Origin of the sequence: Bacillus sp. CFBP9009 (assembly GCF_036541465.1) — a bacterium.
GTDB lineage: Bacteria > Bacillota > Bacilli > Bacillales > DSM-1321 > Peribacillus.
In genome coordinates this window covers 1-17,024 of record NZ_JAZHFU010000024.1, presented here as the reverse complement: position 1 = coordinate 17,024, position 17,024 = coordinate 1, and the positions used below count along the sequence as shown (strand labels likewise).

Sequence of the window (17,024 nt, the reverse complement as noted above, 5' to 3'; positions counted from 1 at the left end):
TTCAGATAGGGAAAAAGAGGTGCAATCACAACTGAGGAAACAAGCAGGCACAACATATACCAACTGTAATATAAACGATTTCCACTTAGAGTTTTGTCCAGATGGACTTACGACTACCCTCTAAAGTACTTCATTTCCTTAACCAGGTGGAATGATACTTGCAGTGCAGTATAACACCAAAACGCATAGAAATATGATTATGGGATTCCCAATGTGTCTAATTTGAGCTTGCAGGGAAAAGAGGTGCAATACAACTGAGGAAACTAACAGGCACAGCATATACCAACTGAAATATAATGGTTTTTTTATTTTAGAGTTTTGTTCAGTCCCAGCACACGGAATGAACCTGTATCCCTAAAGTACTTAATTACCTTAACAAAGAATGAATATAAGTTCAAATGATGTGGAACGGAATTCTTGCCTAAAAAGCCCATTTACGCCACCGATTCTAAAGGTTCCGAAAGACTCTAAAAACCTTGATGTACCAACACTTTGGCTTCCCATAATCATAAACGCCCATCATCCGCCATAAATTTTTTTCAGTTTTTTTTAATTTCAAAATGATCCATAAAACGGAAAAAGCGATTTTCAGTCAAAAATAACGGGCAATCTATACATTTTTTTATAGGTTATGTTTTATGCAGACATCCATGGAAATGTGTCACATATACAGAAAAAAACCTTGAAACAACTATTTCATTTCAAGGTCTATCGATACATATTAATTGGCATTCCTATGTTCATCAAAATCAATTTTGCAATCTTTTAGCGGAACTACTTTTGTTTTCTTAATGAACTTATATCCAAGCCACATTACCAGAAAGAATGGGATGCCAAGATAGGCAGCGAACACACTGGCCCAGTTAATTTCATCGCCGATAAAGGCCTGATAGTTTTGCGCAGCTAAAACGAAAAAACAAAGAGCAAAGGAAAATATCGGTCCGAAAGGAAACCATTTTGACTTATAGGGAAGATCGTCCAGTGAATACCCTTGAGCAATATAAGCTTTTCTAAACCGGTAATGGCTCGCCGCTATACCCAGCCAAAATATAAATCCAGTGACTCCAACCGCATTCATTAGCCAAATATAAATAACTCCATCACCGAAAACGGAAGCAAAAAAGGCCAGCATCCCTACAAGTGAAGTGATTACCAGTCCCCAAATGGGAACGCCGCGCTTGTTAAGCTTCCCAAAAATACGCGGTGCCAGCCCTTCTTTTGCCATTGAGTACAACATTCGGCTCGTCACGTAAAGACTCGAATTTCCAGCGGATAATACGGCTGTCAAAATGATGGCATTCATCACGGAAGCAGCGAATGCCAGTCCCACTTTTTCAAACACCATCGTAAATGGGCTAACCATGATCGTGTGTCCTTGCAGACTGCCATTCGTATAAGGAACGATCAGTCCAATAACAAGTATGGCCAGGATGTAAAAGAGGAAGATCCTCCAGAAAATGCTGCGAACTGCACGAGGTACATTTTTTGCCGGGTCTTCGCTTTCACCGGCTGCAACACCTACTATTTCTGTACCTTGAAAAGAAAATCCAGCAGCAATGAAAATCCCCAATGTAGCCAAAAAACCACCGGCAAACGGCGCGTCACCAACTGTGAAGTTTTTAAAACCAATCGCCTCTCCGTTCATAATCCCGAATATCATCAATATTCCGACAACGATAAAAATGATGATGGTTGCCACCTTAATGAGGGAAAACCAATATTCCCCTTCGCCATACCCTTTAACGGATACGTAATTCAATAAGAATATCAAAACTAAAAACAAAGAACTCCATAAAAAAGACGAGCTGTCAGGAAACCAAAACTTCATTACCATCGTTGCGGCAGATAGTTCCGCGGCAAGTGTCATCGCCCAAGTGAACCAATAGTTCCAACCAAGCGCAAACCCTAATGCCGGGTCGATGAAACGCGTAGCATAGGTACTGAAAGCTCCGCTGACTGGCATAAATGATGCCAGTTCCCCGAGGCTTGTCATAATAAAATAAACCATTATACCTATTACGGCGTAAGCGACCAAAGCACCACCAGGTCCTGCAGAGTGAATGGCCGGCCCGCTTCCGAGAAACAGCCCTGTACCAATTGCACCGCCTAGCGAGATCATCGTAAGGTGGCGCGCTTTCAGCTTCCTTTGTAAAGTATTTGACGGCTGGTTTTTTTCATTTACGACAGGTGGTTGCAATTGCCGATTTTCCAAATTAGATTCCCCTCCAAAAATGCATTTTTAATCTAGCACGAATAGGTAAAGCCGATCATTCCATCAATTGTCATTTCCTGCATTTATTACTATTTCAAGGTCATTTTCTCTAATGCTGAGACCTTTTTGGATTTCTGGGATCTATGTAGCATTTACATAACGATGTTAGGCTTAAAACCCAGGTCAAAGGGCTATAAGCCTAACGTTCATTCGGGTATTCCGCACTATATTATGTTGTAGGTAAACTTCTATGAATAAATGAATTCCAATCGATTTGATGTAACCAGCTTGCCGTTGCTTCAATATCTTTAGAAAAGATACGATCTTGTGTAATGCTTGGAATGAGCTTTCTTGCTTCCGTATAAAACTCTTTTGTAAACGGAGCCATCTTTTCTGTTCCGCGGTATTCCACCGCCTGTAAGGCACAAATAAGCTCAATCGCCAAAACGCGGCGTACGTTCTGAATGATTTGATGTGCGTGTCGGGACCCAATAGTTCCCATGCTTACATGATCTTCCTGGTTCGCTGAAGATGGAATGGAATCAACACTTGCAGGATGTGCGAGTGTTTTATTCTCAGAAACTAATGAAGCGGCACAATATTGCATGATCATCGCTCCCGACTGCAAGCCAGGTGACGGACTTAAGAATGGCGGTAAATCATTCAGCTGAGGATTGACGAGTCGCTCAATCCGGCGCTCTGAAATGTTCGCAAGCTCGGCAACAGCAATTTTCATGAAGTCCATCGCAAATGCAATCGGCTGGCCATGGAAGTTACCCCCTGAAATAACCTTTTCCCCATCGTCAAAAATAAGCGGATTATCCGTCGCAGCATTCATTTCGATTTCCAGTTTTTCTTTTACATAATCAAGTGTTTGCCATGATGCCCCATGCACTTGCGGAATGCAGCGGAGCGAATAAGCATCCTGTACCCGCAGTTCTCCTTGCTTGGTGATGAGCTGGCTGCCGCTGATCATGCGACGAATCCGTTCCGCGACGTCTGTTTGCTGGCGGTAGCCTCGTGCTAGATGAACATCGGCATCAAAGGCATCTTCTATGCCGCGTAAACCTTCTAACGTCAGTGAAGCGATCGCTTCAGTTTGATGGGCCAGCTGTTCGGCTTCAATGTAATTGACGAGGCCCATCCCAGTCATGGCCTGTGTTCCGTTAATTAATGCAAGACCTTCTTTTGCTTTAAGTGTCAGAGGAAGAATGCCTTCTTTAGATAAAGCTACGATGGCCTCCATTCGCTCTCCTTTATAAAACACTTCCCCTTCTCCCATCAATACTAGCGCCAAATGGGAAAGCGGCGCCAAGTCCCCGCTTGCTCCAAGAGAACCTTGCTGAGGGATGACCGGATGGATATGAGCATTCAAAAGATCGATCAAACGTTCAATGACGACAGGACGCACGCCGGAAAACCCTTTTAATAGCGCATTGGCACGGAGAAGGACCATAGCTCTCGAAACGACCTCAGGAAACGGCTCCCCGACTCCGCAAGCATGGGAATGAATCAAATTCCACTGTAGCTGCTCTGCGTCCTCTGCATCAATCAATACATCGCTGAATTTTCCAAAACCTGTTGTGATGCCATAGATGACTTTCTTTTGTTTCACGATATTTTCAACCGCTTCCCGGCTCTTTTCAACTTTCTTGACACTCTCGGCAGAAGCCGTGACAAATGCCTCCCCATACAACACTTTTTTCGCTTCTTCAATCGTTAAAGTTTGGCCCGTTAACATAATCATTTCATGCACCCCTATTCTTTTTTTAAACAAACAAAAGGAGGCCGTATTGACAGACTTATCCAGTCTTTCAATACAGCCCCCTATTTCACTAAATAACTATAGGCTTCTAATTATTTAAATGTGGTTAATTCCCAAGCCAACGGCTTCATGTTCAAATCCCCGAACCGGTGCTCCAATCGTTCCATACACGGCTACAGCAATCCATTCACCTTCGTCCCCGTTTTTAAACGGCCTGCCCCGAACGATGGCAAACCGAAGGCCCGCAGTCCTCAAAAGACCGCCAAGCTCAACTTGGCCGCGTGTCACTCCTTGGAGTGCTTCGATGATCGCATGATACAGCGCATGCATTTCACGATACATATCGGGATTGACTAATCCAAGTCTTTTCGCTGATGTCTCAATGGCCGCAACTATTTTCTGCAGCTCCATTGAACCGACTTTACCTTTTCCATAAAGCCAATCCATCCGCTTAAGGTCATTCGTCAATATGACTTCTTCTTCTTCGTTCGCAAACGCGTACATGATTGCATGGCGCCCGATTCTTCTGTCGAATTCCTTTGTCATGCAGGTACCTCTTTTACAATTTTCTAAATACACTAATAACTAAATATAATTGTAAGCGGATACAAGCTGTTCGGTCAATATATTTTTTAAAATAGTTCTTTTAGGGGATGATTCATCACTCCCGAAAGCCGCTTTATGCCCGTACAGTTCTCATCAATATTCTTTGAAAACTGTAAAAAAGCCCATCCCCATAAACGTCCTGGAAAATGGACTTTTGTTCCATTAATAGGAGGCCTTAAACTTTATGGGAAATATACATTCATTCATTCGTTTCCAATGCTTCATAAATAGCAGTTACAACACTTCCATAGCTTCCTGTTTTGAAAAGGTCGCCAAAAAACTGGTTGGAATTGGCTACAGGGTTAACGAGTGGAGAGTGTTTTTTATTTGTAAGTAAAACAATCCCTAAATCCATTTCCGGATCAATGATCGTGACCGTACCAGTCCATCCAGTATGACCGTAGGCACTGTCGCTTGCATGAGGACTGAACATCCACTCCATGCTTGCATCGCCATTTCGTCTCCACCCAAGCCCATATGTAGGATTCATCTCGGAAGGTGCGACGAATTCATCGATGGTTTCTTGATCAAACAAAGTATGTTTACCGTATCCCCCGCCATTCAGCATCACCTGCAGAAGGACAGCCATATCTTCCGTATTGGAGAAAAGACCGGCATGCCCTGAAACGCCTCCCATCGAATAAAAGGCTTTTTCATCATGTACTTCCCCTTGAAGTGTGTATGTGCGAATGTTAGGGAAGTCTATCACGCCATCCCGGGTGTTGCCAAGCAATTCAGTTGCGGCAAAATCCTTTGGCTTAAAGCCCTTTTGAAGAGGATTGAACTTTGTATTTTTCAAACCAAGCGGCTTGTACAATTCATTTTCAACATAGGCATCAAGCTGCTGACCCGTTATTTCTTCAACAATGGCACCAAGCAGCATATAATCGACATCACTGTATACATTCTGTGTTCCAGGTTCATATGTGAGCGGTGTTTTGGAAATGAACTCGATGGTCTTGTCCCGCTCCTGGGAATAAAGTTCTTCCGAAACCTTTGGATTATGGTATTGCGGATCGGGTCTAAACCCTGCTGTATGATGAAGAACATCTATGATCCTCAGATTATCCTTTCCTTTGATCACATCCTCCTCCGTGTCTTTGAATTCAGGAATGTATTGCTGGACTCTTGCCTGGATATTCAGCTTGCCTTCGCTGACTAATTTCTGAATGGCAAAATTGGTTGCATACATCTTCGTGTTTGAAGCAAGGTCAAATAACGTGTCATTTTCCATTTTCTGAAACTTCTTAAGAGGTGTATGTTCATTAAACTTCTGTTTGTACCCGTAGCTTTCATTTTTAACGATCTTTCCGTCCTTTATGACAATCAGGGCTGCACCAGGGAAACCGGCTGCCACTTCCATTTCAATAAGCTGATCCACTTTTTCCAGCTTTTCAGACGAAAAGCCCGCTTCTTCTGGTTTTTTTGCTTTCTTTAATATTGGATACTGGCTGGCAGTCTCCTTACTCACAGCGGCTTCATGATTTGAATTTTCATTAGCAACAGACACGGATGGTGCTAGTAAGGAAAGTGCCAGAATTGAACTAATTGTGCAGCTTGTCCATATATTCATCATTTTCCACCCCTTTGAAATCACTTTAGAAAATAAAGAACAACTTTACCGAAAGATAATAATAATCTCATTCATTCCGTCTCTTTTCATATTTAAGTTTATAAAAGTGCACAATTTCCAAAAGCGGATAATATTTACAAATAATTCTCAATTTTCAGTATATGTTATTTCGAGCTTCATTTCAATTTGATATTGATATTTTTAAAATTATATTTCAAATCATGAGCATAAGTCATCCCCAGTTCAAAGAGGAAAAACCAATGTTTATTAAAGCTCACTATAATTATTCGTATAAGTCCCAGACATCGATTTTTCCTCTACTATATTCTAAATCAGCTTTCCCGTTTAGCTAATACGAAGTATAAATTGATGGCTAATACGGCTAATGGTTTTTTAACTTCATTGCATAAGAAACACAGAAGATATTAATACTATTTGAGAAATAAAGGAATTCCAGCTGCTATTTGAGACAAGTATAGGGTGATGAAAATGTGGAAAACGATTGTTTCCTACCTTCCAGAATGGCAGGTTTTTATACAAGCTTTCATTGTGTTTGTTATTCCGTATCTAATCAGCAAATTGTTTAATTTGCTTCGCACCTCAAAGGATGAGTGATGATGATGAAAGAGTGGATATCAAAGATTGGTAAAAAAGGAAAAGGTAACGAAAAAGACAAACAAGAAGCATATACCTCCCAAGATCCAACACATCAGTTTACAGATAATCTTAATTTTAATCTTGAATGTGTTAAGCAAGAAATTGGCCATAATTGGGATGTGCATTTTCGGGAATTTAATCTAGGGCGAACCAGTATACGGTCAATCATCATTTTTGTGGATGGAATATCGGACAAAGATCTCATTGATAAGCATATTATGCCATCATTGATGGTTGATTTTTCAGCAGAATATAAACAGAACCTTCCCTACCTCAAAGGAAGCATTTCAAAAGAATTTATAAAAAACGAAGTGTTATCCATTAGTGAAATAGAAGCAGTTCGATCCATTAAAGAATTAGCATCTAAAGTACTAACAGGTTCTACTGCTCTTTTAATTGATGGATCATTGGATGCGCTGATCCTTGGAACTACAAAACTTAAAACAAGGACGATCGAAGAACCGGTATCAGAGGCATTAGTCAGAGGCCCACGGGTCGGTTTCACTGAATCATTGAGTGATAATACATCTTTGTTAAGGGGTAGTGGTGAAATTGAGAATTTATCGTTAGTAAAATTCCAAGTAGGAAAGCGTTCAAAAAAAGACTTAGTTGTCGCTTACATAAAAGATATTGTTGATCCCGAATTAGTTCAAGAGGTGGAAAGCCGAATTAAGAAAATCGATATTGATAATGTTCCTGAATCAGGTTATGTAGAGCAACTTATCGAAGATAATTACCTTAGTCCTTTTCCGCAGGTACAGAATACAGAGCGTCCGGATCGCGTGATCGCTGCTTTAATGGAAGGTCGAGTGGCCATCTTATTAGACGGGACGCCCTTCGCTTTGATCGTTCCAGTAACATTAAGCATGATGTTACAATCACCGGAAGATTATTATGAAAGGTGGATTCCTGGTACATTCATCCGTATGCTTCGTTACCTCGCAGCTATTCTGGCTCTTTTCACACCGTCTTTGTATATAGCTTTCATCTCATTTCATTCAGGGATGATTCCGACCAAACTGGCCATCTCCATTATTGGAACCAGGTCCGGGGTTCCGTTTCCAGCACTTATCGAAGCATTATTCATGGAAATAGCCATCGAAATTTTGAGGGAAGCAGGACTGCGATTACCTAAGCCAATCGGTCCCGCAATGGGAATTGTCGGAGGTTTAATCATTGGGGAAGCTGCTGTACAAGCAGGGATCGTTAGCCCTGTTTTGGTGATTGTAGTAGCTTTAACTGCTATTTCATCATTTTCCATTCCGCACTATAGTATCGGGATTACATTAAGGATGCTTCGTTTTCCCGCAATGCTATGTGCTGCCACATTTGGATTATACGGGGTCATTCTCTTTTTTCTTTTAATGGCCAGCCATTTAGTTAAATTAAAAAGCTTTGGTGTGCCCTATTTGAGTCCAGCCGTTCCTTATCGCTTAAGTGAGTGGAAAGACCTGATGGTTCGCATGCCACTTATGATGATGAAACGCCGTCCAAAGATGATGCATACAAAAAATCCCATACGCAAAGGATAACCTATCGGTGAAAGGGTGGTTAAAGAATGATTCTCAGTCCGAAAGACCAAATTACAACTCCTCAAACAGCTGTCATTGTCATCAACTTTGTACTCGGCACAGGATTACTCACCCTACCCAGATCAGCTACCGAGAAGGTGCATACACCAGATGTATGGATAAGCGTTATTTTAGGCGGGATTATCGCTATAATCGCGGGGGTGATCATGGTCAAATTAAGCCAACAGTTTCCCGAAAAAACCGTTTATCAATACATCAATGAAATTGTAGGAAAATGGTTGGGGAGTTTACTTAGTTTAGTTATAATACTTTATTTTCTTATGACTTCCGGATTTCAGCTCCGTGCAATGGCTGAGGTAGTAAGGTATTTACTTCTTGAAGGTACGCCTACATGGGCAATTATTATGATTTTCATGTGGGTAAGTCTTTATCTCATCATCGGCGGAGTTAACCCCCTCGCCCGTCTTTTTGAGATTATATTACCTTTGGCAGTTATCCTTTTTTTGGTTGTTACCTTTATGAGCTTCAAAATATTTGAGATCGATAATCTGCGTCCTGTATTAGGAGACGGAGTCATCCCTGTACTAAAAGGAGTAAAAACAACGGCTCTCGCTTTTTCAGGGCCTGAAATCATGTTACTGCTTGTTCCGTTTATGAATCAGCCAAAAAAAGCAGTAAAAGCCCTGCTTGTTGGAGTTTCCATTCCATTGATTTTTTATGTGATAACGGTCGTAATGGTTATCGGGGCATTATCTGTTGATGGAGTGGTCCTGAGAACATGGCCGACACTGGATCTTATACGGAGTTTTGAAATCTCCGGTTTAATCTTTGAACGGTTTGAATCTTTATTGCTCGGGGTTTGGATCATGCAAATATTTGCTACATTTACCATCTCATACTTTGCAGCTGCTTTAGGGCTGGCTCAACTTACGAAAAAGAGCATTCACCCATTTATGTATGGCTTGCTTCCGATTCTATACATCATTGCCATGATTCCGAAAAATATGAATGACCTATTTAAACAAGGGGATTTCGTCGGCCATATGGCATTGTTTTTATTTGGTTTTCTCCCGCTTCTCCTGCTTATTATCTCAAGAATAAAGGGAGGAAAATATGAAACAATCACATAACAATATACGCCCCCTCTTCATTTCCCTCTCCGTTCTTTTGTTCTTATCCCTTACAGGATGTTGGAGCAGTCATGAAATTGAAGAGCAAAGTCTAGGTATAGGTTTGGCATTCGATAAAGCCAAGCAGTCCTCCATCGAGAAAAAGTTAAACGAACAAGGGGATGGTTATTCAAAAAAGGACCTGATTACTGCAACCTATCAATTTATCACTCCACAAGTAGCAAGTTCAACAACGAAACAATCAGGACCACAACAAAAATCTTATATTAACGTTTCTGAAACTGGAGATTCCTTCCATCAAATGGTTCGTGAATTATCATTGAGAAGTGAACAACCGGTAACCGCTCACCATATGAAAGTGGTTGTTATCGGCGAAGATCTTGCAAAATTGTATAGGTTGGAACAATTACTTGATCAAAACTTTCGAGAAAGTGAGATTAGACCAAGCTGTCTTTTGCTCATAAGTAAAGGAAGAGCAAGCAAGACACTGAAAACAAAGAGAGCAGGAGAAATTCCAGCGTTTCGTCTGGCTGGCATTGTAGAAAATGCATATCGAACAACGAGGATTTTACCTCCCATGTCGCATATTAAAGCAGAAAGCAAGATCAAATCAGGATCTAGTTTTCTAATGCAAAAAGTTCTATCAGTGGATGGGCAAGTCAAATTTGCGGGAGCTGCCGTAATCGATGGAAAGACACACAAAATGACTGGTACTTTAAATGAGGAAGAACTGGAGGGCGTAACATGGATAACAGGTAAGGGGAAAGGCGGTGTAGTGAAAAGCTTTGATAAAGAAACCGGTCAGCAGATTGTATATGAAATAGAGTCCATGAAAAGCAGTATCGTACCTCTAGTTAAAGGAGACAGCATCTCTTTTGATGTAAACATTGAATCAGTGGGTAGACTGTCTGAAAACTGGGTAGTTTCAGGGGATTCTTTTAAAAATGAATTTCTCAAAAAAGCAGAAAAATCATCCGAAAAAGAAGTGAAACGCATGGTGGGGAATGTATTGAAAAAAATGCAAAAAGAATACCAGGTGGACGTTGCTGGCTTCGGAAATCGATTGAGAATTGAGCACCCAAAAGTATGGAAGAAAGTCAAAAACGATTGGGACCAAACATTTAGTGAAACTCAGATCAACTACGATGTAAAATTAACTATTAATGATTATGGAGCATCAGGAGGATCAAAGAAGTGAACCCTCAGGATAAAAAATAGAGCTTCCAGCATTAAATGTTGGAAATGAATACTATTTCTTAAACATTATAAAGGCTATTAAAACGGGGTCCATGGGAATACATATTACGATGAGCATGAAAAGACCTCCCACAGTATACTGTGGGAGGTCTTTAACTTTAAAGTCACTCAAGGTCCTACATAAAACCTTAACCGATGCACCAAGCGAGGATATCTTCTATTTATATACCACTCAAATGAACATAACATCTTTAATCTTGATATATTCAATTAGCCCATACAAATGAATGATCTGTTGTGTGTTTACGAAATTTTTTCGTTCAACATATCTTATTAGCTTAATTCCACTTTAGTAATTTCAGATAAATAATCCCCATTTAAAATCGAGCCTTCGTCTGCAACAACATATTCAATAACAGTCGGGCTTATGGTTCGAATATAAACAAAAGCTGAATCGTCTACATGGTCAATTCGAAGCTTTTTCCTCTGTGCCTGTTTAATATCAAGCTGGTTGGTACTAGCTTCCGGCAGGCTTGTGTAATAAATTTCAAAATCTTCTTCTGACGCATCAATGAAAAGATGCCATTTGTTATACTCTTCTTCTTGATCAATCACTGTTTTTAATTTCCCTTTTCTCCCGATGCCAAGAAAATACTTGAACTTTGATTCACCATTCACCATATCGCGGTCAATAACTTTTATACTTCCGCCTTTTCTGCTTTGTACAAGTCCAAAGGCAACGCCTGTTTTTCCTGTAGGAGCGGTTATTGTATCTCGGTTAACCACTCTGTTTCTCTCTTCTTGCTTTAAATAAGCGCCTTCTGTCCCCAGTGGCGGGAGAATCTCAAAAAGATCACTAGACACTTCTCCCCAGTTTTGAGTGTTCTGCACTTCCCTTTCAATCCATTTATTAAATAGATCCATAACGACTGGGGATTTACTTGAATTACCCGCAAGCAGTATATTCACTTTATTAATTTTACTGTGTTCTGACCGGGCAAAAGCGCGCCTTAATGACTCAAAGAAATTTTTAATGCCTTTTTCAATTCTTTCCTCAATCAGTTGTTCCATTTCATCTTGATCGATCAAAAGTTCCACATTGAGTTTTGCGTGGCCGGCTTTGTCAAACAAGTCTGCCCGGATCATGCCTTTTCCAAACTGTTCTTCATACCGTTCATGCCTTTCCCAAAGCGGCCTTAATTTTTCTACCAATTGTTTCGTATTTAAATAGGATTCTTGTGACTCATTAATCAGCGTTTCACTTCCGGGAAATTTCACACATTCCGCTGGGAGGGTAAAAGGAATGTTTAGCTCACGCATTGTTCTTTGGTTGTTTTTAAACACTTGGAACGCCAAAAGCTCCAGCATGTTCTCACCGCCTAAATACCGGTCCCCGCCCGCTGCAAAATGCTCAATGACATAATCATATCTGCTCTCTTTCAAGCCCGCTTCACGCCAAATCCCAAAATCAAAATCTGTCGTTCCTCCACCAAAATCAAACACACCATAGTACGTTTTTTCATCCTCTTCCGGTTCAAACCCGTATTCCTGTAACGCACAAACGGCATAGGCAGCAGGTTCACTCGCCCCAGCAGTGACACGAAACTTTTTCATTAATTCTTCATCCTGCTGAATCGGCATAGGAAGCGTCTTTTTTAACCCACGTTCAAAACATTTTAGAATTTTTTCCCTTACCTCTTTTTCATACGTCACCGGGAAAGAAAGGGTGTAATCGAGGTAAATCCCATTATTCTGGTTATTGATGTACAAACCGAGGTAGTAGGCATATAACTCGATTGGGTTGATTTCCTGATCGGTTAAGTCCAAAAAGGAACGCAGTACAACGGCATATCCCCTCTTGTCTTTTAATCGGAGTTCGTTATTCTTTTCTCCAGCCCACTGCTTTAGATTATTCAATATGGAATAATAATGGTCACTCTTTCCATTCATCAAGTTGTTAAGAGCATTGTGGGAAACCGTCACATCCTGCCACCTTGTATCTGGTCTTCCTTCTTTTTCTAGATAAAGCTCCAGGAAATGTTCTAAATCAATAAATTCAATCACGGTTGGATTTTCATAATGCCAGTCTTGTACTTCCGTGTTATGGTAGCCAACCCCAATACGCATGGGAAGAGTAAAATCACTTTCTTCTTGATGAACGACCACTGTACTTTTCGTTCCAAAATCAATGCCAACTATGCCGTCCTCCCTAATATCCATTTTAGGGTTTCTGGCCATTATTTCTTCGTTCAGTTTTATCGTTAAAGGTTTTTCATCAGAGGTGACAGGCCATAAATCCCAATGTCCCCGGTTTGGATCTGTTAACATCTTTTCATCATATGTATCAATATCAGCTCTTACTTTTTCAGAGTTTAAAAGCTTCTCATAAAACGTGTTGGAATCGATAGCGATCGATGGCAATTCTTTAAGAAAACTTTCATGATCTAATTCCTTTAATTGATACAATTCCAGCAAATATTCATACTCCTTCTGGCGTTCTGCGCTTAATCCGCTTGGAACTAACCGGTTTTCCAGCCAGAGATGGAGAGCCTTTCGGTCATTGATTTCAAAAGCATTTTCCCCATTTAAACGGAAAACGGGAACGAAAAACCCTTTTCCTAGCAAATTGTTTTTTTGATTTACTACATCGTAGCTTTGAATGTCGTACCCGTTGGATTTAAACGCTATCGATTTAGAAGAGTTAGCCGTTTGATTGGCAAATATCCTTGAAATGGAAGGATTTTTACTCGCGGAATAATCGTCTAAAGTTAGTATTCTCTTATATACAGGGTGATCGGTTGTATTGAAACTTTTCACAGCCTCTTCCCGTGTCATGACATCACCATTAAAACCGGAAACGTCCAGGTGCTTTTTGTAGTCAAAATCCTCTTCCATTAATTCATAGTATTTTCTATAAGGAAATACCGCTGCGATGTTGTGATCATATATAATATTCCCATTATTCATGTAAACCCATCTGGAACGGAGCATCTTTTTAATGTCTTGAAAGAAGCTCGCTTCATCCTTGAAGAAGGTTTCTTCTGCACTCTGATATAAATGGCTGATTAACGATCTCACTTCTTTATAAGTCATTGAAATGGCAGAGACCGGAACGGTTTGGGAATCAGGTGAGAATAGAACCTGCTCTTCGTTCTTATTCATTAAGTATATGGAACTGTCTATGTTATTTTTTTCAGCTAAGCTTGTTACGTTCTCAATCGGCTCTTTATCTTCCATCGTTTCTTGTTTTTCAACTTCTTTTAATAATTCTTCAGAAATTGCATCACCAGAATCCAAATAACATATCAGGTCACCAATCTTGACTATAGTGTCCTCCGCTACGTTCAATTCTTTAAGGGTACCTTCTTTTTCTGAAAAGAGGTCAAATTCGATGCCCTCACAGCTGAATTTGGCTAAGCTTTCGCCCACCGTAATATAATCGCCTGGCTGTTTATACCATTGCACAAGAAGGATTTTTTCAATGCCTTCTTCAATCTCTGGGATAATAATCGATGTCATTGTATTTCTCCTTTACTATCATTCTCTTTTTCGCCTGCTAGATTCTCACAACGGATTTTTTAATGGTTTTACCATTAATGCTTATATAACCCGGCAGCAGGACGTCCAAGATGTTCCCGGATATTTTGCTATTGAGGGCCCTTATGTACAAGTCCTCTCTGAAGACCTCATTCATTTTCACTTGCTGTATTTTATATAAAGGGGTATCGTATGTTTTACTGTACTCTTGAAAGAAATACAGAAAAAGGGCGAGCAAAGTCTCTCTTTCCTGCTCCCGTCCTTCCATAATCTCGTTTTTGATAAAATCCCACAAAGATGAAATGTTTTCATATTGCACGCCACAAACAATGAATTCCTGCACCGACCCGCCCTTGAAAATACCTTTTAACGAACTTTTAGTGGTTTCGGATAATTGTTGAACAGCTTCGTAAAGTTCTTCCGCTTCCCGATAGTCCGCTCTTCTCTTTTGCAATTCATTATAATAGGATTCCATTTTCTCATTTAGATGGTGGATCATTATTTGGTACTCACTAATTTCTGCTTTTTTCGAGGCAAGCTCTTGTTGAAGTTTTGCTATTTCATTTTCTTTTTCTTTCAGCAGCTCCTTATGCTCCCCCAATTGACTATACGAGCCAGATTCTGCTATTGCTTGTATCTTTTCAATGACTCTTTCGTCTTGAAGAGAAACCATTAATGCCTCAATAAAACCATCATCCCATTCTTTATTCATCTTTACACTCCTTTCAAAGTGTTAACCAACCCTACTCGCTCTGTATATGTATGAAAAGGTTTTTTTGCCATAGAAAAATCCCCTCCCAGATAGACTGTTAGGAGAATACAACCATAACTTATATTCCAAGAAAGCAGTAGTGAGATTACTTATTTTCAAAAATGCGTATATACCGTATTAATGAAGTATTGATAATATGATGCTTACTATCACTTTTCACGATAAAATACTCACAGTGCTCCAGCCTTTTCAAGACTTCTTGTAAAACATCCTCTTTTTTACTGCTCAATTCTTTTTTTATTTTCTCCCACTTAACATCGGCGTCAAGAGTATAACAAACATTGAATTCCTTTAACAGGTTAATCTTCCCCTTAAATGCTTTAGTTTCTTTATCTGTTTTTATTGTTAATATCTAATCCAAATTCAATAATTAGCAGTATTAAATCATGTAATTTTTCCTCAATCCGATATACTGTCTCATAAGTACTACTTAATAATATTCGGTATGATCATATTGTTTTAGTGGGTTGAAATAACTAGGTTTAAACCGCCTGCTTACTGGATAAGAAAAGGACTATATATCATTATTCCGCATGAGTTCGACTAGATAATTTTAAATCGATATGATTAAGAAGAGGACAAACGCGAACAAAAAAAGCCCTTCTCGTTTGAGATGGCCTCTAGTTATGCTGTTTAGTTTAGCTTAATTCATTTCGATAGCAAATAATGACAACAACAAGCCCTTTACAATAAGTGGAGTTATTGCCAATGACGCTTTCAATATTTAAAGGAATCGGCTGGTGATCAATACGTTATAAGTTGCAGTATTGCTCACCTAACTAGTCGGTAATTGAAAAAAATATGATTTTAGCTATACATTTTATGAGCAATCACTTAACTTATTAAACGCATTGCTTGATGCTAGTGTGTTCTTGATTGTTCGCATACATCGGTAAAGGAACGACCATGTTTGTATGGGAGCTTAAACAAATTATCCATAACAGCAGTAACACAATCCTCGCAATAATAATTGACGAACTCTCTACCTTGTTCAAAAAGTGGTGTCATCATATCTATGTCAGCCCATTTAAAACAGTAAATACACATTTGCCTCATGATATATCACTCCTTTTTCATGCAGAAATAATTGGTAATAATCAAAAGTAGAATATGTGTTACCTGTCGACATCATTCATGAAACGATACTCTTTCTTCGTAAAGAACCCCGACCATTAATAAAGGCACAACAGGGGAATAAACCGCTATCATTTATATACCACTTAACCTGAGTATTAAACCTCCCCCAAAAACATTATTCGTTGCCGTCAATCTTTTCACCAAGATTTTTTCTCTTTTGGTAGAATTTCTCCCAGGATTCAAATTTGCGTTTACTCCGTTTGCTGATTGGAAATAACATAATAAATCTTTTAACTATAAATAGAGTAGGAGTGATATTTTTGAAAAGACATTCCAAAAAAATCAAACATAAAGCAAAAACTACTTTGAATAAAATAAAGACTAATATTAAGGAAACATTATTTGATATCGCAGAAATTCCAGCAACATCTGTACAGCAATTGGCTGATTTTATACAACATCACCCTGATACAAAAGTCACCAAGAAACAAATGCTTGGAATTTCCTATGCCTTCTATAGCTTAGAAACAGAAGGGTATCATTATTATTTAGAAACCAACAAATCCAAAATTTTGCAATTGGATGGGTATTATGAGAATAAAAAAATGGTATCTTATCGATCATATAGGGATTATTATCAATTAAATACACCAATTAAATTTCCCATCTAAAATTTCGAGTCTACAGTTATTTAAAGGCTTGTACAATTTGAACGTTGATTTACCTCTCAAGAAACTCGCTTTCCGCGGGCGGTCCGCCCTCGGCGCCTTTGATGTCTCCCTTGACACGCTTTCCCCGCAGGAGTCTCACACCAGTTCCAATCAACTTTTTTTTGGACCCCCTTTTGTTACATAAAAAAAGAGCTGCCAAGTGAACTGCACCCCAATTGTTAGACAACATCTAACAATTGGAGGTGCAGTTTTTTTGACTAAATATACGATAGACGAAAAATCAAATGCAGTTTTA

10 protein-coding genes are annotated in these 17,024 nt (G+C 39.5%); 4 read left to right on the top strand and 6 right to left on the bottom strand.

Annotated features, from left to right (window positions below):
- Positions 1 to 721 precede the first annotated feature (721 nt).
- The 4 genes from V3595_RS26425 to pbp4b form a co-directional block, all read right to left on the bottom strand.
- Positions 722 to 2,119, bottom strand: a complete 1,398-nt coding sequence (locus tag V3595_RS26425) for an amino acid permease (RefSeq protein ID WP_485910776.1) — start codon at positions 2,117 to 2,119, stop codon at positions 722 to 724.
- 322 nt (positions 2,120 to 2,441) lie between these two features.
- On the bottom strand, positions 2,442 to 3,959 hold the full coding sequence (gene hutH, locus V3595_RS26420) for a histidine ammonia-lyase (RefSeq protein WP_485910749.1): 1,518 nt from the start codon (positions 3,957 to 3,959) through the stop codon (positions 2,442 to 2,444).
- Between the two features lie 114 nt (positions 3,960 to 4,073).
- Positions 4,074 to 4,523 carry a histidine utilization transcription antiterminator HutP gene (gene hutP, locus V3595_RS26415; RefSeq protein WP_095392619.1) on the bottom strand — a complete coding sequence of 150 codons (450 nt, stop codon included), beginning with the start codon at positions 4,521 to 4,523 and terminating at the stop codon, positions 4,074 to 4,076.
- A 259-nt stretch (positions 4,524 to 4,782) separates the two neighbouring features.
- Complete coding sequence (pbp4b, locus tag V3595_RS26410) at positions 4,783 to 6,156, bottom strand: penicillin binding protein PBP4B (RefSeq protein WP_485910747.1); 1,374 nt, start codon at positions 6,154 to 6,156, stop codon at positions 4,783 to 4,785.
- A gap of 620 nt (positions 6,157 to 6,776) precedes the next feature.
- On the opposite strand from pbp4b, the gene V3595_RS26405 reads away from it, so the two are divergent.
- From V3595_RS26405 to V3595_RS26395, 3 genes are read left to right on the top strand one after another with little or no spacing between them, the layout of a single operon-like run.
- Positions 6,777 to 8,345: a spore germination protein gene (locus tag V3595_RS26405; RefSeq protein ID WP_485910774.1), complete on the top strand. Its 1,569-nt coding sequence runs from the start codon at positions 6,777 to 6,779 to the stop codon at positions 8,343 to 8,345.
- 26 nt (positions 8,346 to 8,371) lie between these two features.
- Entirely contained in the window at positions 8,372 to 9,475 is a 1,104-nt protein-coding gene (locus V3595_RS26400) for a spore germination protein (RefSeq protein WP_485910745.1), read from the top strand.
- Positions 9,459 to 10,673 carry a Ger(x)C family spore germination protein gene (locus V3595_RS26395; RefSeq protein ID WP_485910743.1) on the top strand — a complete coding sequence of 405 codons (1,215 nt, stop codon included), beginning with the start codon at positions 9,459 to 9,461 and terminating at the stop codon, positions 10,671 to 10,673. The genes V3595_RS26400 and V3595_RS26395 overlap by 17 nt, the downstream gene beginning before the upstream one ends.
- A 332-nt stretch (positions 10,674 to 11,005) precedes the next feature.
- Here the strand turns inward: V3595_RS26395 and V3595_RS26390 are convergent, their stop codons facing one another.
- Positions 11,006 to 14,191 carry a biotin/lipoyl-containing protein gene (locus V3595_RS26390; RefSeq protein WP_485910741.1) on the bottom strand — a complete coding sequence of 1,062 codons (3,186 nt, stop codon included), beginning with the start codon at positions 14,189 to 14,191 and terminating at the stop codon, positions 11,006 to 11,008.
- Between the two features lie 37 nt (positions 14,192 to 14,228).
- The gene (locus V3595_RS26385) at positions 14,229 to 14,921 is read right to left on the bottom strand and encodes a hypothetical protein (RefSeq protein ID WP_485910739.1); all 693 of its coding nucleotides are present in this window, start codon (positions 14,919 to 14,921) and stop codon (positions 14,229 to 14,231) included.
- A gap of 1,457 nt (positions 14,922 to 16,378) precedes the next feature.
- Here V3595_RS26385 and V3595_RS26380 point away from each other — a divergent pair.
- Positions 16,379 to 16,729, top strand: a complete 351-nt coding sequence (locus V3595_RS26380) for a hypothetical protein (RefSeq protein WP_485910737.1) — start codon at positions 16,379 to 16,381, stop codon at positions 16,727 to 16,729.
- Positions 16,730 to 17,024 lie beyond the last annotated feature (295 nt).

Coding starts and splice junctions, on each gene's coding strand:
- V3595_RS26425 (WP_485910776.1), bottom strand. CDS start 2,119: ATGATCTCGCTAGGCGGTGCAATTGGTACAGGGCTGTTTCTCGGAAGC.
- hutH (WP_485910749.1), bottom strand. CDS start 3,959: ATGATTATGTTAACGGGCCAAACTTTAACGATTGAAGAAGCGAAAAAA.
- hutP (WP_095392619.1), bottom strand. CDS start 4,523: ATGACAAAGGAATTCGACAGAAGAATCGGGCGCCATGCAATCATGTAC.
- pbp4b (WP_485910747.1), bottom strand. CDS start 6,156: ATGAATATATGGACAAGCTGCACAATTAGTTCAATTCTGGCACTTTCC.
- V3595_RS26405 (WP_485910774.1), top strand. CDS start 6,777: ATGAAAGAGTGGATATCAAAGATTGGTAAAAAAGGAAAAGGTAACGAA.
- V3595_RS26400 (WP_485910745.1), top strand. CDS start 8,372: ATGATTCTCAGTCCGAAAGACCAAATTACAACTCCTCAAACAGCTGTC.
- V3595_RS26395 (WP_485910743.1), top strand. CDS start 9,459: ATGAAACAATCACATAACAATATACGCCCCCTCTTCATTTCCCTCTCC.
- V3595_RS26390 (WP_485910741.1), bottom strand. CDS start 14,191: ATGACATCGATTATTATCCCAGAGATTGAAGAAGGCATTGAAAAAATC.
- V3595_RS26385 (WP_485910739.1), bottom strand. CDS start 14,921: ATGAATAAAGAATGGGATGATGGTTTTATTGAGGCATTAATGGTTTCT.